This window comes from Acidimicrobiia bacterium, assembly GCA_040881685.1.
Lineage (GTDB): Bacteria > Actinomycetota > Acidimicrobiia > IMCC26256 > PALSA-555 > SHVJ01.
The window spans coordinates 112,950-131,586 of the sequence record JBBECS010000015.1; the positions used below are offsets into that span (position 1 = coordinate 112,950).

The following is an 18,637-nucleotide window of genomic DNA, read 5'->3' on the forward strand; positions in this document are numbered from 1 at the left end:
CATGGCCATCGAACAGAACCTGTCCAACGCCGAGCTCATCGGTCGCGACGACGTCAACGACGTCAACGCGATCCTCGCCGTCACCAACACCGACGTCGCCGAGGTTGCACACGCCGTGCACGCCGCCGGAGACGCCATCTTCACGTGGGACTACGAGCAGAGCCGCCAGCCGCTTCAACGGCTGTACGAGAAGGCGAAGACGTCCCAGTGGAACGCCACCACTGACCTGCCGTGGGACACCGAGGTCGACCAGGAGGCGGTCGTCATCGCCAACCAGGCGCAGAACGACTTCCTCTACAACTCCAGCATGGACATGTCCGGCACGCCCTTCGCGAACTGGGGCGACAAGGAGTGGGTCGAGTTCGGCATCCAATCCCAGAACTGGACGCTGTCGCAGTTCATGCACGGTGAGCAGGGCGCGCTGCTGTGCACCGCACAGATCGTCGAGACCGTGCCGTGGATCGACGCCAAGTACTACGCGTCGACCCAGGTGATGGACGAAGCCCGTCACGTCGAGGTGTTCTCGCGCTATCTCGACACGAAGCTGTCGGGTCACTACCCGATCAACGCGCACCTCAAGATGCTCCTGGACGACATCATCGCCGACAGTCGCTGGGACATGACCTACCTCGGCATGCAGGTGATGGTCGAGGGGCTCGCGCTCGCAGCCTTCGGGTTCATGCACCAGATGACGACCGAGCCACTGCTCAAGCAGCTTCTGCGTTACGTGATGAGCGACGAAGCTCGCCACGTGGCCTTTGGTGTGCTCTCGCTTCAGGAGTACTACGCGGAGCTGAGCGCGGCCGAGATCCGCGAGCGCCAGGAGTTCGCGTTCGAGGCCGCGGTGCGTATGCGTGACCGGTTCCTCCAGCAGGAGGTCTGGGAGCGCATGGGTGTCGACGTGAAGGAGGCCGTGAAGGTGGTGCTGAACTCGCCGGACCGGCCGATCTTCCAGTCGATGCTGTTCTCGAAGATCGTGCCCAACTGCAAGAAGCTCGGCTTGCTCGACGCGGCCGACGGTTGGCTGCGCGACCGCTTCACCGACCTCGGGGTCATCCAGTTCGAGGACTGGACCGACACCGGCGAGGAGTACACGACCCTCGACGAGGTCGCCAAGGACCGTGAAGCCGCGACCGCGTAAGCGCTGATCGGGACGAGGGACGCGCCGCGGGTGAAGATTCGAGCATGTGGAGTTCGCGAGCTCTGCGGTATCGCAGCGCTCGTGCTCGGAGTCCTGGTCGCGCTGTCGGTCACCGCGGTCGCGGCAACCCACCGCGGCGAAGCGGTGGATCCGGTCTCCTCCTCCACCACCACCACCCTGATCGAGCTCGGGCCGGCAACCTCGGTGACCGAGGAACCCGAGTCTGACGTCCCGACGACGAAGCCGGTCGAGGTCAAGGGTGAGCGGGCCGTGGTTGAGGGTCGCGGCGGCGCGTCCTGGGCATGGTGGCTGCTGCTCTTGCTTCTGCTCGCGCCGCTGGTCGGATTCGTGTTCGGAATCACGCGCCGTCGCCTCGATTCGGCGCGACGCTGACCGCTGCGCGTGAGGCGGGGGGAGTACCCTCGTCACGGTGAGCGCGACCGTCCGGATCGTCTTCTTGGGCGGGCTGGGGGAGATCGGTCGGAACTGCTTCTGCATCGAGGTCGACGGCCGCATCGTCGTGGTCGATTGCGGCCTGATGTTCCCGAACGCCGACATGCCCGGCGTCGATCTGGTCCTTCCCGACTTCACGTACCTGCGCGCCAACGCCAACCGCGTCGACGGCATCGTGCTCACACACGGGCACGAGGACCACGTGGGTGCGCTGTCCTACCTGCTCGCCGACGTGTCCGCCCCGATCTACGGCTCCGCGCTGTCGCTCGGCTTTGCCCGCAAGCGCATCGAGGAAGCCGGCGTGCTCGACCAGACCGAGCTGCACCCCGTTGGCGACGGCGATGTGGTGACCATCGGTCCGCTCGAGGCCGAATTCGTGCCGGTCACGCACTCGGTGCCCCACGCGTTCGCCGTGGCGTACCGCACGCCGATCGGCACCATCCTCCATACCGGCGACTTCAAGCTGGACCTCACGCCGGTCGACGGGCGCACCACCGACCTACCCCGGCTCGGTCAGATCGGGAGCGAAGGCGTGCGCCTCCTCCTATCGGACTCCACGAACGCCGAGCGACCCGGGTTCACCGAGTCGGAGACCACCGTCGGTCCGGTGCTGCGCGATCTGTTCCGCGACCATCCCGATCGGCGGCTCATCGTCACGTCGTTCGCGTCGCACCTGCACCGCGTGCAGCAAGTGGCGGAGGAAGCAGTTGCCGCGGGCCGTCATGTGGCGTTCCTGGGACGCTCCATGGTGCACAACACGACATTGGCCCGGGAGATGGGCCTCTTCGACATCCCTGCCGACAAGGTCGTCGACATCGAGGACGCGCCGCGCTTCTCACCCGGTGAGCTGTGCGTGATCTGCACCGGATCCCAGGGCGAGCCCATGAGCGCGCTGTCGCTCATGGCGGCGCACGAGCACAAGCACGTGAAGATCAGCGCGGACGACGTGGTCGTGATCTCAGCCCACGCGATTCCTGGCAACGAATCCAACGTCGACCGCGTGATCGACTCGCTGCACCGAGCCGGTGCCGACGTCGTGTACGGCCACGACGCGCACGTCCACGTGTCCGGCCATGCGAACAGCGAAGAGCTCAAATTCATGCTGGACCTGGTGCGGCCCGAGTGGTTCGTTCCGGTTCACGGCGAGTACCGCCACATGGTCCATCACGCGCGGCTGGCCGAGGCGGTCGGTGTTCCGTCGGACCGGATCCTCGTGTGCGAGGACGGCGACGTCGTCACGATCGATGCAGTTGCAGCCGACGTTGAACGGCGTGCTGTGCCCGCGGGCTACCAGTACGTGGACGGCATCGGCGGCGACGTGGGCCAGGGCGTGCTGCGCGATCGTCGCTCGCTCTCCGAGGAGGGCTTCGTGGTGGTGATCGTGACCGTCGATGCCACGAGCGGTGAAGTCGTCACGGGCCCCGAGATCGTCACCCGCGGTTGGGTCTACGAGGCCGAGGCCGAGGTGCTGCTCGAGGACGCGCGCGTGGCGGTTCGAGAGGCCCTTGCCGACGCCGCCGCCGAGGGCGCGACCGACTTCGAGAACCTGCGGCGAGTCAGCCGCCGAGCGCTGGGGCGCCTCATCAGTGCCCGCACTCGCCGCCGACCTGCCATCATCCCCGTCATCATGGAAGTCTGAGGCTTCCTCAAAAGGCGAGCGACCGCGACGCAGGTATCCTGCGGCGCAGCGAGCCGGGGCCCTAGCGGCCCGGCCCACGGGGCCGAGAGCGGAAAAGATGATTCGGGACTGGTCGAACTTCATCGGCGGACGGGTGGCGCTCATCACCGGATCAGGCGCGGGGATCGGCCGGGCCATCGGCATCCAGATGGCGCGCGCCGGGGCCGAGGTGTGGATCAACGACCTCGACGAGACGCGCGCGCAAAGCGTCGCCGGTGAGATCGAGGCCGAGGGGGGTAAGGCGCACGTGGTGATCGCCGACGTGTGCGACCCGGGCTCGGTGCGTGAGATGGCCGCGACCACCGGACCGCTCGACATCCTCGTGAACAACGCCGGGAGTGGCGTGCGGGCATTCGACGCCGGCACGGGAGGCACGCGGCTCGTGCTGTTCGCCGAGAGTGAGCCGGCCGACTGGGAGCCCGTGATGCGGGTGAACCTCACCGGTGTGCTGCACGTGACCCACTCGTACCTGCCCGACATGATCGAGCGGGGCTGGGGCCGGATCCTGACGATCGTGTCCGACGCCGGGCGCAAGGGGGAGCGGCGCCAGGTGGTGTACGGCGCGGCGAAGGCGGCCGCGATGGGGTTCACGCGTGGGCTCGCGGCTGAGGTCGGCCGTCAAGGTGTCACGGCCAACTGCATCTCGCTCGGGTCGATGCGCCACGGCGCGCTCGCGGCCGCGGTCGAGCAGGACCCGGAGCTCGAGCGGCGTCTCTCCTCGGCGTACCCCGCCGGTCGCCTCGGCCGCGTCGACGACCCCGCGCCCCTCGCTGTGCTCCTCTGCAGCGACGCCGCAGAATGGATCACCGGCCAGGTCTATCCAGTCGACGGCGGCTACGCCCCTTCTCTGTAGGCAAGCCCCGCCCGGTTCTCAAGATGCCCTTGTTGTTTGTGGGGGCGGTGTTACGGTCGTTGGGCTGTGGCTACCCGAACTGCTGCGAAACGTCGCGCCCCTGCGAAGCGGGCGAAGAAGCCACGCGCGCGGCGTCCTGCTCCTCCTCCTGAGCCCACGCTCCGGATTCGGGCGCGGGAGGCGGCGAGGCGTGAGCTCGGAGGCCATGGGGCGGACGCCGCCGCCGTCGGCCTGCTGGTCCTCGCCATCCTCACCACGCTCGGGCTGACCTCGGACCTCGCGGGGCCGGTCGGGCAAGGCTTGGCCGACGGCTTCGCCACCCTGGTCGGGAAGGCGCGCTACGCGGTGCCCGTGGTCGGGATCGGGTTCGCGATCCTCCTTTTCCGTGTCGGGCCCTCGGCCCGCCGCGCCGCAGAGGTCGACCCGGCTGACGACGACGAAGAGGCCCGTGCCGAGCCGGCGCCGGTGCGCGTCGGCACCGGCATCGCGCTGCTCGGTCTGGCCGCGGTCGGCGCGCTGCACCTCCTCGGTGACAGCCCGGCGCTCGACGGGAAGCTCGAGCGGCTCCAGGATGCGGGCGGGTACCTCGGTGGCGCGATCGCCGGTCCGCTCCAGGCGGGGACCGGCACGGTCGGGACCTCGGTGGTGCTCGCGGGGCTCGCAGTGCTCGGCGCGCTCCTCGCGCCGGGCGTGCCGATGCGCGACGTGATCGCCAGCCTCGGGCGCGGGACGCGCTGGCTCGGCCACCAAGCGCGTGCCTACTCCGATCTCCCTCCGCGTGACGAGGCGTTGCTCCCCGACGACGACGGGCACGGCCTCGACGAGATCGACCTCACGGGTGCCGGCGCACCTGAGTCCGCGGAGCTTTACGACGTCGAGCTCGACGCCCTGCCGGCGGTGACACTCGATGACGACCCGACGCTTACTGACCTGCCGCCGCCGGCAATCGCAGAGGAGCTCGACGGCCAGCTCGCCATCGATGTCGGCGGGCGTCAACGCGGCGGATCGTGGAAGCTCCCACCGTTGTCGGTGCTCAAGAAGGGTGACGCCAAGCAGACGGATCGCAAGCTCGTCGACGAGGCGGGCAAGGCGCTCCAGGCCGCGCTGCACCAGCACGGTGTGGATGCGAAGCTCGTCGGCGCGACGGTGGGACCGACCGTGACGCGCTTCGAGCTAGAGCTCGCGCCGGGCGTCAAGGTGAACCGCGTCACCGGCCTCGCGCACGACCTCGCGTACGCGATGGCGTCGGCCGACGTGCGCATCCTCGCTCCGATCCCAGGTCGCTCGGCGGTGGGCGTCGAGGTGCCGAATCGCCAACGCCAGCTCGTCACGCTCGGCGACATCCTGGTGTCGCCCGAGGCGAAGGCCGCCACCCAACCGCTCGAGGTCGGGCTCGGGCGAGACATCTCGGGGCGCAGCGTGATGCTCAACCTCGCCGAGCTGCCCCACGTGCTGATCGCGGGTGCAACGGGCGCGGGCAAGTCGAGCTGCATCAACTCGCTGGTCACGTCGTTGCTCATGCGCAACACGCCCGATCAGGTGCGCCTCATCCTCGTCGACCCGAAGCGTGTGGAGCTCGGTGCGTACAACGACCTTCCGCATCTGTTGACCGCGGTGGTCACGAACCCGAAGCGGGCCGCCAACGCCCTCGACTGGGCTGTGCGCGAGATGGACATGCGCTACGAGCTCCTCGCCGAGGTCGGTGTGCGTGACATCGCCGGTTTCAACGCGGCGATCGACAACGGTGATCTCCCGACCGCCGATGCGCCGGACCGTGTCACCGGGAAGGGGTATGAGCGCCTCCCATTCATCGTTGTGGTCGTCGACGAGCTCAACGACCTGATGATGGTCGCGGCGCGTGACGTCGAGGCGAGCATCTGCCGCATCGCACAGATGGCGCGTGCCGTCGGCATCCACCTGGTGATCGCGACGCAGCGTCCATCCGTGGATGTGATCACCGGCGTGATCAAGGCCAATGTGCCGAGTCGGCTCGCGTTCAGCGTCACGAGCATCGCTGACTCGAGGGTCGTGCTCGACCACGCCGGCGCCGAGAAGCTCATCGGTCTCGGCGACATGCTCGTGGTGACCGCGAGCGAGAGCAAGCCCACCCGTGTGCAGGGTGCCTGGGTCGACGAAGCGTGCGTACGGCAGGTGGTGGCGCACTGGAAGCGCCAGGCCGGCGGACCGATGTACGTGGAGGGGATCGCCGAGGAGACGGTCGGCGCCTCCGGGTCGTCGAAGGGCGGCCGAGGGGCCGACGACGACGACGTGCTGCTCGTGGAGGCGATGGAGCTCGTCGTGCGCTCGGGCCTGGGCTCGACCTCGATGCTCCAGCGCAAGCTGCGGGTCGGCTTCGCCCGGGCCGGTCGCCTCATGGACCTGCTCGAGCGCCGTGGGGTCGTGGGCCCCTCGGAGGGCTCGAAGGCCCGGAACGTCCTCATGACCACCGAGGAGTTCGACGCGATGGAGCGGCGAGGGGCCGAATAGGGCGGCGGCCCGGGTATCCCGGACGCCGAGCGAGCGCGACCATCGGTTGATGGAGGCTCGCGGGGCCGACTGACCCCTGTCTGGGCGGCTCAAGACCGGGGCCCCCCGATGCCGAAATCCTTGTGGGGTGGCCTGAGGCCCGCGGGGTTCCATTGCTGCGCAAGCTGTCGTTCCGGTCGAGGCTGGTCCTCGTCGTCAGCGTCCCTCTGCTCGTGCTGCTCGCCTTTGCCGGCGTGACCATCACGGACCGCTTCGGTGCTCTCTCGGCCGAGGAGCAGTACGGGAGCCTGGTCGGGCCGTTCGAGGTCCTCACCGAGGTCGCCCGCGCCGCCGGCGACGAAGCGGTCGTTGCGGCTGACCCGAGCGCGTCGGCTCGAGAGCTCGCTGCGGCTCACCGGAGCACGAATGCCGCCGCGGCGGCGCTCGAAGACGCGATGCCCCAGCTCGACGGGAACGTCTCCAGCGGGACCCGGCGGAACGTGCGCGACGTGGCCAACCGCCTGGTCGAGCGCGGCGGCGATGCTGCACTCACCGCGATCGGTGCTTCGGCGTTGTCGGCGGCGTCGAACGTGGCGCGCGAGGTCGAAGACCCGAACCTGGCCACCAGCCTCAGTGCGATCGTCGACCTCCGGCGCCAGCAGCTCGCCATGTCCGTGGAAACCGAAGTCGTGACGAGCTACTTGGCGGGTGGCGCTCCCGATCTCGATGACTGGGTGACGGCCATCACCGAGCAGACGGCACAGGCTCGGCTGTTCGCCGAGAACGCAACCGCACCCGAGCGTTCGGCGTACGCGCACAGCGGCGCCAGGAACTTGCCTGCCGATCCGGTGCGCGCGGCAACGAGCGGCGCGCTTCCCCGTGAGTTCCCCGCGGTGACGACCACGCCGGCCGAGTACCGCGACATCTATGCGCGCAGGCAGGCAGCCGCCGACCTCGGTGTCGTCGAAGTACAAGGAGTCGTCAACGCGGAAGCGGACGAGCGTCAGTCCGAGACCCGCGGGGTGGCCATCGTCGTCGCCCTCGGGACCGCGGCGGTGATCTGGATGGCGCTGATGCTGATCTGGGCGCTCGTGCGGTCGGTGAGCAAGCCGCTGCGCGCGCTCACGCGTGGTGCACGAGACGTGTCCGAGCGCCGACTCCCGTTGCTCGTGGACACGCTGCACCGGGGCGGCGATCTCAGCGCCGACGCATTGGGCGACTTGACGCCGATCCGAGTCGACTCGAAGGACGAGATCGGTGATCTCGCGCAGGCGTTCAACACCATTCAGGAAGTCACGGTCACCGTCGCGCGCGAGCAGTCCGACCTGCTGAAGAAGGGCATCGGCGACCTCTACGTGAACCTCGCCCGACGCAACCAGAGCTTGCTCGACCGCCAGATCTCGCTCATCGACGACCTCGAGGCGTCGGCCGATCCGGACGAGCTCGCGTCCCTCTTCGAGCTGGACCACCTCGCGACGCGGATGCGCCGCAACGCAGAGAGCCTGCTCGTGCTGTCCGGGGCCGAGCCACCCCGGCATTGGGGCACATCGGTCCCGGTTGTCGACGTCGCTCGCGCGGCCGCGGCCGAGATCGCCGACTTCGCACGACTGCACGCCCACGGCTTCGAGGGCGAGGTCGCGGTGGTCGGGCATGCTGTCGCCGATCTCACGCACTTGGTGGCGGAGCTGCTCGAGAACGCCACCGCCTTCTCGCCGCCGTCCACGCCGGTCACCGTCGGTGGGAGGATGCTCGATCAGCGCTTCGTGATCGGTGTGACCGACCGTGGGATCGGGATGGACGAGCCCCGGATCGCACAGGCCAACGCGCTGCTCGCGCGACCCCCCGCGCCAGGACTCGCGCTCTCCCGCACGTTGGGACTCCACGTGGTTGCCCACCTCGCGGCGCGCCATGGCATCCACGTGCAGCTTCGGCCGGCGTCGCCAACGGGTGTGACCGCGCTCGTGGTGCTGCCGCCGACGCTGCTCACGCACGTCGAAGCCGCCGCGGAGACCGAGGCCGCGGCCGCTGTCGTCCCGATCGCCGCGCCCGAGAGGGCGCGCGACCCGGAGCCGATCACGGTCGCGGAGCCGACCGAGCCGGTTGCGGACGAGCCGGAACCGGCGCGAGAGCCGGAGCCCGCCGTGGTGGGCGCGGCGCCGGCGTTCGCGTCCGACGCCGCGACGGAGGCGAACGGCAAAGGCAACGGCAACGGCAACGGCAACGGTCTCGTCGGTCGCGTGCCCGGTGCCAACCTGACCCATCAACCGGGCGACAGCACGCCGGCGGTGGGCGAGGCGCGGCCTCGCCCGGAGGGTGTGCACGACCTGCTCAGTCGCCACGAGCGCGGCAAGCGCGACGGCAAGGGTAAAGGCACATGATCAAGCTCAGCTCCGAGGCCCGAAACCTGAACTGGCTCGTATCGAACTTCGTCGCGGGAGTGCCGGGCGTCACCCAAGCCGCCGTTGTGTCCTCGGACGGGTTGCTCGTCGCGATGTCCGACGGACTCGACCGTGTCGCGGCCGACCGCCTCTCCGCGGTGGCCGCCGGCCTCCAGAGCATCGCTCGGGGCGCGTCGGTGCCGCTCGACGGCGGCGCCGTGCACGAGGTGATCGTCGAGCTCGAGCACGTCATCTTGTTCGTGATGAGCGTGAGCGAGACCTCGGTGCTCGCAGTCGCGGCGTCACGGCCGTGCGACGTCGGACTTGTCGGCTACGAGATGGCAGTGCTGGTGGAGCGGTGTGCGGCTGCGCTCACGCCATCCCTCGTGGCGGAGCTCCAAACGGCGCTGCCGCGGTGATGTGGCCGCCCGAGCACCGTGCTGGTGGCCACCATCCTCGTCTTGTCCGGCCGTACGTGCTCACGCGCGGGCGTACGCACGTACCGGGCCCGCTGATGGCGCTGGAAGCAGGCGTGCGCCGCATCGCAGACCCGGGAAGCTTCCCCGCGGGTGCGCCTCCCGAGTCGCGCCGCATCGTCGACCTGTGCGAAGCGCCGATGTCGCTCGCTGAGGTTTCCGCCCGCATGCTCCTGCCGGTCGGCGTCGTGCGCGTGCTCGTCGGCGACCTGGTGACCGCGGGTGTGGTGGCCGTGGACGATCCGCACCTGGTGGAGCACGCGACCGACGTCCATCTCCTCGAGAGGCTGCTCGATGGCATCCGCGCTCTTTGACCACGTGCGGGCGCCGGCCGCGCCCGTCGCGATGAAGATCGTGGTGGCGGGAGGCTTCGCGGCCGGCAAGACCACCTTCATCGGAGCGATCTCCGAGATCGAGCCGCTGCGCACCGAGGCCGAGATGACGGTGGAGAGCCTCGGGGTCGACCGCACGGGTCAGGTCGGCAAGACGGGGACCACCGTCGCCATGGACTTCGGCCGCATCACGCTCGGTCCCGACATGGTGCTCTACATGTTCGGCACGCCCGGGCAGGACCGCTTCTGGTTCCTGTGGGACGAGCTCGTGCGCGGGGCGGTTGGCGGTGTGGTGCTCGTCGACACCCGGCAAGTCGTCGAGTGCTTCGCCGCGGTCGACTACTTCGAGGCGTTGGGCATCCCGTTCGTCGTGGCCGTGAACATGTTCGACGGGATCGCGACGCATCACCCGCGTGCGGTGCGCGAGGCGCTCGCGGTTCCGGCCAACGTCCCGATCGTGCTGTGCGACGCCCGGCGCAAGACGCACGTGCAGGAGACGCTCGTGCTCCTGGTGGAGAGCGCCCTGCGTCAAGCCCAACGCGCCGCAGTCTGAGTCCAGCGGCAGGGGGAACGGTGCAGACCGGCCGGTAGCATCGTCACCCATGGCGGCCCCTCCGAGGTTCTGGATCGAGACGCTCGGCTGCCCCAAGAACGCCGTCGACTCGGACAAGGCGCGCGCGTCGCTGCTCGCCGACGGGCTCGAGCCGGCGAGTGACGCCGAGTCTGCCGACCTCGTCGTCGTCAACACCTGCGCGTTCGTCGAAGCGGCCCGCCGCGAGTCGGTGGAGGCGATCCTGGCCCTCAGCGATGCGCGTCAGCAGGGTGCCAAGCTCGTCGTCACGGGTTGCCTGGCCGAACGCGAGGGCGCCGAGCTGGCCGCCGCGATCCCCGAAGCCGACGCGGTCGTCGGCTTCGCGGGCGAGGGCAACCTCGCGTCGGTGTTCGTAGACCTTCCTCGCGTTCGACCGCGCGGCACCGGAGGTGCTCGCCAGGGAGCGAGCGCCCGCGCCGCAGGTACCCTGCGGCGCAACGAGCGAGTGAATGATGCGGGCGTGCGTGACCTGCTCGAGCTGCCGCGTGCCGCTCCGAGCGCGCCATGGGCTTACGTGAAGGTCGCCGAGGGGTGCGACCGAGCCTGCACGTTCTGCGCCATCCCGTCGTTCCGCGGCAAGCAGCGATCCCGCACGCCCGAGGCGCTGCTCGCGGAGGCCCGGTCGCTGGTCGAGGGCGGCGTCGTCGAGATCGTGCTCGTCGCCCAGGACCTCGCCTGGTACGGCCGTGACGTGGGCGAGCTGGGTGCGCTCGTGCCACTGCTGCGCCGACTCGACGCCGAGCTCTCGCCCCTCGGGCTGCGGCGGATCCGCCTCCTCTACCTGTATCCGAGCGAGGTTCGCGATCCGCTCGTCTCCACGATGCTCGAGGTGCCCACCGTCGTCCCGTACTGGGATCTCTCGCTCCAGCACGCCGACCGCGCCTTGCTGGCCCGCATGAAGCGCTGGGGGAGTGGCGACACGTTCCTCTCGATGATCGACGGGATCCGCACGCAGGAGCCGGACGCCACGTTCCGCTCGTCGTTCATCGTGGGGTTTCCTGGCGAGACCGAGGCCGAGCACGACTCGCTGCTGGGCTTCCTCGCCGCCGCCCGGCTCGACTGGGCCGGGTTCTTCCCGTTCTCGCGTGAGTCGGGCACGCCGGCGGCGACGATGGAAGGTGCCGCGCCGCCGCAGCTGGTCGGCGAGTGGCTGCGCGAGTGCGACGAGGTGCAGACACCGATCACCGAGGCTGCGCGCGACGCGCTCGTGCGGGCTTGCGCAGAGGTCGAAGTGCTCGTCGACGGCCACGACGAGGACACTGGTGACCCGATCGGGCGCACCCACCGCGAAGCGCCGGAGATCGACGGCGTCGTGCGATTGGACGGCGCGACCGCGCGGCCGGGGTTGATCGTGCGGGCCAAGGTGACCGAAGCGCTCGGCGTCGACCTGGTCGCCGAGGCGATCGAAGTGGTGCCGTGACGAACCGTCGGCCGCGCGAGCGCGGTGAGCTCGCTAGCGAGCTGGCCGCGGCCACGAGTGAGCTCGTCGAGGTCACCACCGAGCGTGTGCGCAAGTTCAGCGAGACCGCGATCAAGACGCCGGCCAACGCGGTCACGTTCCTTCGACTCGTTTTCAGCATTCCGGTGTTGGTGTGGATCCTCGACGAGGGCGGTGCCACCTGGGGCACGTTCACCGGCTGGCTGATGCTCTGGATCACCGACGGGCTCGACGGCTGGCTCGCGCGGCGCGACGGCACCACGCGCTCGGGCGCGTTCCTCGATCCGCTGGCCGACAAGATCCTCGTGCTCGGTGGCTTCATCGCGCTGGCGATCAACGGCAACTTCGGATGGATCCCGGTTGGGATCGTGGCGGCACGCGAGATCTTCATCTCCGCGTTCCGGATCGTCGAGGGACGTCGCGGTGTGTCGTTCCCGGCGCGACGGCTCGGCAAGTGGAAGGCAAACGTCCAGTTCCTCGCGGTTGCACTCGTGCTCTTCCCACCCACGGCCGACAACCCCGACGTCCACGATGTCGCACTCTGGACCGCGGTCGCCTTGTCCATCGTGTCGGCGGTGGACCTCGTGTGGACGGCGTTTCGGGATTACGAATATGCGAGCTGACGTCCTGGCGATCGGGACCGAGCTTTTGCTCGGTCACATCGTCGACACGAACAGCGCGTGGATCGGCGAGCAGCTCGCGACGATCGGCATCGACACCTACGACCACCGCAAGGTCGGCGACAACCTCGACCGCATGGTCGACTCGCTGCGTGACCTGCTGCGCGAGGCGGATGCCGTCATCGTCTGTGGCGGGCTCGGACCCACACCCGACGACGTCACCCGCGAGGCGATCGCGGCCGTGATGGACGTCGAGCTCGAGCGCCGTGAGGAGCTCGTCGAGCACATCGCCAAGCTGTTCGGGATCCGCCAGCGCGACATGCCACAGAACAACCTGCGTCAGGCCGACATCCCCGTCGGCGCCGAGCCGATCCCGAACCCGATCGGCACCGCCCCTGGTGTTCGCGCCGAGGTGACCGGTGACGACGGCGTGAAGCGCGTCATCTACGCCGTGCCAGGCGTGCCGTACGAGATGCAGCAGATGGTGAACGACTTCGTGCTCCCCGACCTGCTCGAGCTGTCGGGGGAGCGGGCGGTGATCGTGTCGCGGTCGCTCAAGACGTGGGGTACCTCGGAGTCGGGCCTGGCCGAGATGATCGCCCACCGTGTCGACGCGCAGCAGAACCCGACGATCGCGTTCCTGGCCCGTGGCATCGAGGGCCTCTACGTGCGGCTCACGGCCAAGGCCGCGTCCAAGGACGCCGCCGCCGCGCTCATCGAAGACGAGGAGCGCGAGCTGCGCAAGATCCTCGGCGATCTGGTCTTCGGTGTGGACGACGAGACCATGGAGCACGCCGTCATCCAGCGTTGCTGCGATCGCGGTTGGACGCTCGGCGTGGCCGAGTCGGTGACCGGCGGGCTCGTGGGCGCGCGCCTGGCCGACCCTCCCGGTGCGAGCGATGTCTATCGAGGGTCGATCGTCTCGTACGCCACCGACGTGAAGCGTTCGGTGCTCGGCGTCACGGCCGAGCACGTCGTGAGTCGCGAGTGCGCGCAGCAGATGGCCGAAGGCGCGCGCCGCGTCCTCGGCGCCGACGTCGGGATCTCGGTCACCGGCGTGGCGGGCCCGACGGAGCAAGACGGTCACCCGGTCGGCACCGTGTACTTCGGAGTGGCTGTACCCGGCGCGCCGGCCGAGGCGATGGGGGCGCACCTGCCGGGCGACCGCTTCCGCATCCGCCAGTTCGCCACGATCTCGTTGCTCAACCTCGTGCGGTTGCGTCTCGACGCCCTGCCGTGAGTACCACTGGCCGCGCGTTCGTCGCGGTCGTGCCTCCACCCGAGGTGCTCGACGCGATCGGCGCCGCCGTCGGACCGCTCCGTGAGCGGATGGGACAGGTCCGCTGGGCGCCCCGAAAGCAGTGGCACATCACGTTGCAATTCCTCGGGAACCACGTGGATCTCGACGCGACGGCCCGCGCGCTTGGAGAAGGGTTGGACGCCGCCGCGGGTCCGGCTCGCCTCGGGTCGGCCGGCGCCATTCCGAGTGAGCGGCGCGGGCGCCTGCTGTGGATCGGCGTCGAGCAAGGCACCGAGCTGCTCGCACAGCTGGCGAGCGCGGTCGCCGACATCATGCGGCCGCTCGGCGTCGAGCCCGACCGCGACCGGTTTCACGCGCACCTTACGGTGGCTCGGATGAAGCGACCGGCCGATCTGAGCGCCCCGGTGGCCGCGTTGCGCGCCGCGCACATCGGCCCCGAATGGCCGATGAACGAGATCGTGCTCGTCAGGAGCCTTACGAAGCCGACGGGCGCCGAGTACGAGACGATCGCCCGCGTCGCGCTCTCGGGGTGACCGCAGAACAGCGCGCGACGACCGGTAGGCTCCCGGCTTCGTATGCTCGAGCGCGCGAACGATCTCACGCGGGGGTCGACGCTGCGCGCGGACGTGTGCATCGTCGGAGCCGGTGCAGCAGGGATCACCCTGGCGCGTGAGCTGGCCGGTGGCCGGCACTCCGTCGTCGTGCTCGAGAGCGGCGCGTTCGATTTCTCCGAAGCCACCCAAGATCTGTACGCGGGAACGAACAGCGGATTGCCGTACGACGTCTTCGGGAGCCGCTTGCGCTTCTTCGGCGGGTCCACGAATCACTGGGCCGGGCAGTGTCGGCCCTTCGATCAGGCCGACTTCGAAGAGCGCGCGTGGGTTCCCAACAGCGGTTGGCCGTTCGGGCGAAAGGAGCTCCTCCCGTACTACGAGCGTGCGCAGGACATGTGTGACCTGGGGCCGTTCGAGTACGACGCTGAGTTCTGGCTCGACCGCATGAAGGACGTCGACGCGCTGCTCGACACCAACACCGTTCGGACCGCCCTGTACCAGATCGGCCCGGCGACGCACTTCGGCACGAAGTATCGAAAGTCCGTCGTCGACGCGAAGAACGTCAACCTCGTTCTCGGCGCCAACGTCGTGAACGTTCGCGTCGACGGCAAGCGGGTCGCGGGGGTCGACGTCAAGACACTGGAGGGCAACGACTTCCTTGTCGACGCCAAGCTCGTAGTGCTCGCCCTCGGCGGCATCGAGAACGCGCGACTGATGCTCGCGTCACGGGCCCAGCGGCCCGCTGGCCTGGGGAACGAGCACGACCTCGTCGGTCGATACTTCATGGATCACTCGTTGGTGGCCTTCGGTCGTCTGTTGCTGAGCGAAGCCGCCCCGGTTCCTGCGCTGTACTACTTCGTGGGTGTGCCGATGAAGAAGGCCGGGTTCCCCGACCTCAAGAACCTCGCGACGCGCTACGTGTTCGGTCAGTTCATCCTCACCTCGCAGGCGACGCGCGACGCGGAGATCCCGAACTTCGCCGCGATGCTCAGCGGCCTACGCACCGGGCAGGACACCCCGGGCATCACCGGGGCCGACATCGCGGCGCTGGTCGGCGACATCGAGGGACGCACCGGGTTGGAACGCCCGACGCTCGAGATGACCACCATCACCGGTGAGACGCGCAAGGGGTCCGACCACTTCGAGCTCCAGGTCAACATGGAGCCCACGCCCAACCCCGACAGCCGGATCACGCTGACCGCAGAGCTCGACCCACTCGGCGTGCCGCGCGTCGATCTGCGGTGGGCGTTCCATCCCAACGACTACGCGTCGATGGAGCGAGGCGCCGCGATCCTGGCTCGCGAGTTCGGGCGCCGCGGTCTCGGACGCGTGCACCTCCAGCCCGCGGAGACGCTCCCCGTCAAGTACGGGAACCACCACATGGGCACGACCCGCGCGCACAGGCGCGCGACCCAGGGTGTGGTTGACGCCAACTGCGAGGTCCACGATGTCGTCAACCTCTACGTCGCGGGGAGCTCGGTGTTCCCGGCGGGGGGGTTCTCCAACCCGACGCTGACCATCGTCGCGCTCGCGCTCCGCCTCGCCGAGCGGGTGGACAAGGTGCTCTCGTGACGACCATCGGCCGCCGCGGCTTCCTTGCGTCGATCCTCGGCGCGTTCGTCGCCCTCGTCACTCCGTTCGGCCAGCTCGTGCGGGCGTCCGCGAGCACTGTGGCCGGTCCGTTCGGCGCGGGTGCGGTGGTGGGTCTGTTCTTCAGTGACGCCGCGGCTGCGGCCCGCATCGGCGGCGCGTACCTGGCCGTCGTCCCGCAAGAGGGCGACGTCAACTTCCTCCTCGAGGCGCTCACGCCCGAAGGCGAGGTCACCGCGGAGTGGTGGGCGACCGTCACGCTGGAGGAGCTCCAGCAGACGGTGCGGGACGCAGCCCACGCCGACTTCAAGGCCGAGGACGTGGCCGACGTGGCGGGCTGGCAGCTGGCCCGCACCGAAGCCCGCCTCGCCGCCCTCTCCACCATGCTGTAGCCCCGCTGCTCCAGCATCCTTGAGGCAATTGGGTATTGACTGTAGAGAACGGTTGTTCTACAGTGCGGGTATGGACCTTCGCCAAGCCCTTACGGACCATCGCAATCAGGCAGAGGCGGCAACGCCCCTCAGGGACATCATGAACGCCGTGCGGGCAGGCAGCCCGCCCGCCTACGGCTCCGGGGACCGGCTCATCCCTGATGTTGAGATCTTCGGCGGGATGCTCGTCATGTACGAAGCCCTTTGGGACGCGGTGCTGCGCCTGTCGGACGAAATCGACACCCTTCGCGACGAGATCAGAAAGTAGCGACACGATGCCTCCTGCGAATCGAAAGAATCCCCAGCGAGCGGACTCGTCGGAGTCCCGGTACTCGCTGGTCGAGTTCATGGCCGAGTACCCCGACGACGAGGCGTGCCTGGTCGCGCTCTGGCGCGAGCGGTACTCGCCCGATGGGGAGCACGCCTACTGCCCCTCGCCGTCGTGCAAGACGGAGCGGACCTTCAAGCGGTACGCGACGACCCAGCAACGGCAATCGTGGACGTGCACGACGTGCGGCCACCACCTGCACCCGACCGCGGGGACGATCTTCCACAAGTCGTCCACGTCGCTGCGCCAGTGGTTCTACTGCATGTACCTCATGACGAGTACACGCTGCGGAATCTCCGCGAAGCAGGTCGAGCGCGAGCTGGGATGCGCGTACAAGACCGCGCTGCGGATGATGCGGCTGATCCGCACCGAGTTGATGAATGACCAAGACGACGATCCCGAACCTCTCGCGGGTGAAGTCGAAGTGGACGAGACCTACGTGGGTGGCCGCACCCACGCGTACCCGCCGGTGCCATTCGCAGAGCAAAAGAGTCGCAAGGTGCCCGTACTCGCCATGGTCGAACGTGGCGGAAGCGTGCGGGCCGAAGTGCTCCCCACCGCAGGTGGCGCAGGCGCGCTGGAAGTCCGGCCGCTTGTGATGGAGAACGTCAAAGCCGGTTCGGTGCTCTACACCGACGAGTCCGTCCTGTACTGGGGGATGGACGCGCTGTACGACCACCGCCAGATCAACCACTCCGAGAAGGTGTACGTGCGCGGCGACGTGCACACCCAAACCATTGAAGGGTTCTTCTCGACCGTGAAGACCGGACTGATGGGCGTCTTCCACGGCGTGTCGCGCCGTTGGTTGCAGTCCTACATCAACGAGTACGTCTTCCGGTACAACCACCGCGAAGGGATCGACCCCTTCAAGGTGCTGGTCGCGCTCGCGGCGCGGGCTACTCGCTAGCGGGCTTGGGCTTCTCGGGCTTGGGGGTAGCGACCTTGCGCAGCAAGCGATCCCAGGCTCCACGCTTCGGGACAGGGATCTCATGCCCCTGCTCCGTGTGCTGTGTCGGTTCCTGCTTCTTGCCCATGATCCTCCGAGGGTAGACCGTGCTGGACCCCAGCGATTCTTGGTGGCTCAAGCTCGCGCGAGCACAGAAGCACCTCGACGACTTCAACGGGGTGGCCGCCAAGTACGCCTCGACTTGTGAACACCCGGTGCGTAAACGGTTGGAAGGCGAGGGCAAGCGCCAACGGACCGTGCATCGGATCGACATCGCTCAACCCGCCCCAGGTTTGTTCCTCCCCGTCGTGCTTGGAGACTTTCTGTTCAATCTCCGATCGGCACTCGATCACATCATGGTGCGCTCGGTCCCACGAAGGCGGCGGTTCAGCACTCAGTTTCCGATTTTCACTCAGGACATTTGGGAACGAAACGCTAAGGGGGACTACCTCAAGCGCCATGACGACGCTCGGAGAAATTGGTACACCTGGACACACGGACTGTCCGACGACGCTTTGACAATCGTCAAGGCTGCGCAACCGTTCAACGCAACCAACCCCGATCCAGCGGAAATCGGCGTCAAGAATCACATGCTCGCGATACTCAGCGCCCTCCAGAACGCCGACAAGCACCGAGAGTTGGTCGTTGTCGGTGGTTACGTCAGCATGGAGCACGTCCTTGCGAGGCTCCAGGATGGCAGCACCCACGCGATTCAGAGTTCGGTTCCTCCGCCCCCCGGACAGTCCCGGCACATACTTGAGCACCGCGCAGAAATCGATGTCGCGACGGTTCTCGACGCCGACCCCGCAACCGTGAATGTGGAGGTCAAGGGTTCCGTTGAAGTACTCGTCGGCCGCGGAGGTGACGACGCTCCCAAATGGAACCTCAGCACGTTGACCGATATGCACGGGTTCGTGAACAACCGCCTTTTGGACCTCGCGCGGCTGCTCTGACCGCCCGGTCATGACCGGCCCCCGATAGCGCTTCACTGACCACCTCGCCAAGGTGGACCCCACTGTAGAACAGGCGTTCTATACAGTCGTGCCCCAATTGCCATCCTTGACCCCGAACGGGTGTTCGGGTACGGTCTTGCACACGTG

At 68.5% G+C, this 18,637-nt stretch carries 19 protein-coding genes; 18 read left to right on the forward strand and 1 reads right to left on the reverse strand.

Annotated features, from left to right (window positions below; genetic code table 11):
• Position 1: 1 nt before the first annotated feature.
• The 17 genes from WEE69_04005 (at position 2) to WEE69_04085 (ending at position 17,498) form a co-directional block, all read left to right on the forward strand.
• Positions 2 to 1,141, forward strand: coding sequence for a ferritin-like domain-containing protein (locus WEE69_04005; protein MEX1144453.1), 1,140 nt, complete (start codon positions 2 to 4; stop codon positions 1,139 to 1,141).
• A gap of 30 nt (positions 1,142 to 1,171) precedes the next feature.
• Entirely contained in the window at positions 1,172 to 1,534 is a 363-nt protein-coding gene (locus WEE69_04010; GenBank protein ID MEX1144454.1) for a hypothetical protein, read from the forward strand.
• A gap of 37 nt (positions 1,535 to 1,571) precedes the next feature.
• Complete coding sequence (locus tag WEE69_04015; GenBank protein MEX1144455.1) at positions 1,572 to 3,233, forward strand: ribonuclease J; 1,662 nt, start codon at positions 1,572 to 1,574, stop codon at positions 3,231 to 3,233.
• Positions 3,234 to 3,330: 97 nt separating this feature from the next.
• On the forward strand, positions 3,331 to 4,125 hold the full coding sequence (locus WEE69_04020; GenBank protein ID MEX1144456.1) for an SDR family oxidoreductase: 795 nt from the start codon (positions 3,331 to 3,333) through the stop codon (positions 4,123 to 4,125).
• 66 nt (positions 4,126 to 4,191) lie between these two features.
• Entirely contained in the window at positions 4,192 to 6,612 is a 2,421-nt protein-coding gene (locus WEE69_04025; protein MEX1144457.1) for a DNA translocase FtsK 4TM domain-containing protein, read from the forward strand.
• 152 nt (positions 6,613 to 6,764) lie between these two features.
• Positions 6,765 to 8,969 carry a HAMP domain-containing protein gene (locus tag WEE69_04030; protein ID MEX1144458.1) on the forward strand — a complete coding sequence of 735 codons (2,205 nt, stop codon included), beginning with the start codon at positions 6,765 to 6,767 and terminating at the stop codon, positions 8,967 to 8,969.
• Positions 8,966 to 9,388 (forward strand): roadblock/LC7 domain-containing protein, encoded by a 423-nt coding sequence (locus WEE69_04035; protein MEX1144459.1) that lies wholly within the window; start codon positions 8,966 to 8,968, stop codon positions 9,386 to 9,388. Before WEE69_04030 ends, WEE69_04035 begins: the two co-directional genes overlap by 4 nt.
• The gene (locus WEE69_04040) at positions 9,388 to 9,759 is read left to right on the forward strand and encodes a DUF742 domain-containing protein (GenBank protein ID MEX1144460.1); all 372 of its coding nucleotides are present in this window, start codon (positions 9,388 to 9,390) and stop codon (positions 9,757 to 9,759) included. The genes WEE69_04035 and WEE69_04040 overlap by 1 nt, the downstream gene beginning before the upstream one ends.
• A complete protein-coding gene (locus WEE69_04045; protein MEX1144461.1) occupies positions 9,740 to 10,330 on the forward strand; it encodes an ATP/GTP-binding protein in 591 nt (196 codons plus the stop codon). The genes WEE69_04040 and WEE69_04045 overlap by 20 nt, the downstream gene beginning before the upstream one ends.
• A gap of 49 nt (positions 10,331 to 10,379) precedes the next feature.
• On the forward strand, positions 10,380 to 11,789 hold the full coding sequence (gene rimO, locus WEE69_04050; protein MEX1144462.1) for a 30S ribosomal protein S12 methylthiotransferase RimO: 1,410 nt from the start codon (positions 10,380 to 10,382) through the stop codon (positions 11,787 to 11,789).
• On the forward strand, positions 11,786 to 12,430 hold the full coding sequence (locus WEE69_04055; protein MEX1144463.1) for a CDP-alcohol phosphatidyltransferase family protein: 645 nt from the start codon (positions 11,786 to 11,788) through the stop codon (positions 12,428 to 12,430). Before rimO ends, WEE69_04055 begins: the two co-directional genes overlap by 4 nt.
• Complete coding sequence (locus WEE69_04060; GenBank protein MEX1144464.1) at positions 12,420 to 13,667, forward strand: competence/damage-inducible protein A; 1,248 nt, start codon at positions 12,420 to 12,422, stop codon at positions 13,665 to 13,667. Before WEE69_04055 ends, WEE69_04060 begins: the two co-directional genes overlap by 11 nt.
• Positions 13,664 to 14,221 (forward strand): RNA 2',3'-cyclic phosphodiesterase, encoded by a 558-nt coding sequence (gene thpR / locus WEE69_04065; protein MEX1144465.1) that lies wholly within the window; start codon positions 13,664 to 13,666, stop codon positions 14,219 to 14,221. Before WEE69_04060 ends, thpR begins: the two co-directional genes overlap by 4 nt.
• A gap of 42 nt (positions 14,222 to 14,263) precedes the next feature.
• A complete protein-coding gene (locus WEE69_04070) occupies positions 14,264 to 15,814 on the forward strand; it encodes a GMC family oxidoreductase (protein MEX1144466.1) in 1,551 nt (516 codons plus the stop codon).
• Positions 15,811 to 16,224: a hypothetical protein gene (locus WEE69_04075; GenBank protein MEX1144467.1), complete on the forward strand. Its 414-nt coding sequence runs from the start codon at positions 15,811 to 15,813 to the stop codon at positions 16,222 to 16,224. The genes WEE69_04070 and WEE69_04075 overlap by 4 nt, the downstream gene beginning before the upstream one ends.
• Positions 16,225 to 16,294: 70 nt before the next feature.
• Positions 16,295 to 16,531, forward strand: coding sequence for a hypothetical protein (locus WEE69_04080; GenBank protein ID MEX1144468.1), 237 nt, complete (start codon positions 16,295 to 16,297; stop codon positions 16,529 to 16,531).
• Positions 16,532 to 16,610: 79 nt separating this feature from the next.
• Positions 16,611 to 17,498 (forward strand): IS1595 family transposase, encoded by an 888-nt coding sequence (locus WEE69_04085; GenBank protein MEX1144469.1) that lies wholly within the window; start codon positions 16,611 to 16,613, stop codon positions 17,496 to 17,498.
• Here the strand turns inward: WEE69_04085 and WEE69_04090 are convergent.
• Positions 17,488 to 17,625: a hypothetical protein gene (locus WEE69_04090; protein ID MEX1144470.1), complete on the reverse strand. Its 138-nt coding sequence runs from the start codon at positions 17,623 to 17,625 to the stop codon at positions 17,488 to 17,490. The genes WEE69_04085 and WEE69_04090 overlap by 11 nt on opposite strands.
• A 19-nt stretch (positions 17,626 to 17,644) precedes the next feature.
• On the opposite strand from WEE69_04090, the gene WEE69_04095 reads away from it, so the two are divergent.
• The gene (locus WEE69_04095; GenBank protein ID MEX1144471.1) at positions 17,645 to 18,490 is read left to right on the forward strand and encodes a hypothetical protein; all 846 of its coding nucleotides are present in this window, start codon (positions 17,645 to 17,647) and stop codon (positions 18,488 to 18,490) included.
• Positions 18,491 to 18,637: the final 147 nt, after the last annotated feature.

Bases quoted from the DNA above. Each gene is read 5' to 3' on its own strand.
- WEE69_04005 (MEX1144453.1), top strand. From the start codon at position 2: ATGGCCATCGAACAGAACCTGTCCAACGCCGAGCTCATCGGTCGCGAC.
- WEE69_04020 (MEX1144456.1), top strand. From the start codon at position 3,331: ATGATTCGGGACTGGTCGAACTTCATCGGCGGACGGGTGGCGCTCATC.
- WEE69_04035 (MEX1144459.1), top strand. From the start codon at position 8,966: ATGATCAAGCTCAGCTCCGAGGCCCGAAACCTGAACTGGCTCGTATCG.
- WEE69_04040 (MEX1144460.1), top strand. From the start codon at position 9,388: ATGTGGCCGCCCGAGCACCGTGCTGGTGGCCACCATCCTCGTCTTGTC.
- WEE69_04045 (MEX1144461.1), top strand. From the start codon at position 9,740: ATGGCATCCGCGCTCTTTGACCACGTGCGGGCGCCGGCCGCGCCCGTC.
- rimO (MEX1144462.1), top strand. From the start codon at position 10,380: ATGGCGGCCCCTCCGAGGTTCTGGATCGAGACGCTCGGCTGCCCCAAG.
- WEE69_04060 (MEX1144464.1), top strand. From the start codon at position 12,420: ATGCGAGCTGACGTCCTGGCGATCGGGACCGAGCTTTTGCTCGGTCAC.
- WEE69_04070 (MEX1144466.1), top strand. From the start codon at position 14,264: ATGCTCGAGCGCGCGAACGATCTCACGCGGGGGTCGACGCTGCGCGCG.
- WEE69_04080 (MEX1144468.1), top strand. From the start codon at position 16,295: ATGGACCTTCGCCAAGCCCTTACGGACCATCGCAATCAGGCAGAGGCG.
- WEE69_04085 (MEX1144469.1), top strand. From the start codon at position 16,611: ATGGCCGAGTACCCCGACGACGAGGCGTGCCTGGTCGCGCTCTGGCGC.
- WEE69_04090 (MEX1144470.1), bottom strand. From the start codon at position 17,625: ATGGGCAAGAAGCAGGAACCGACACAGCACACGGAGCAGGGGCATGAG.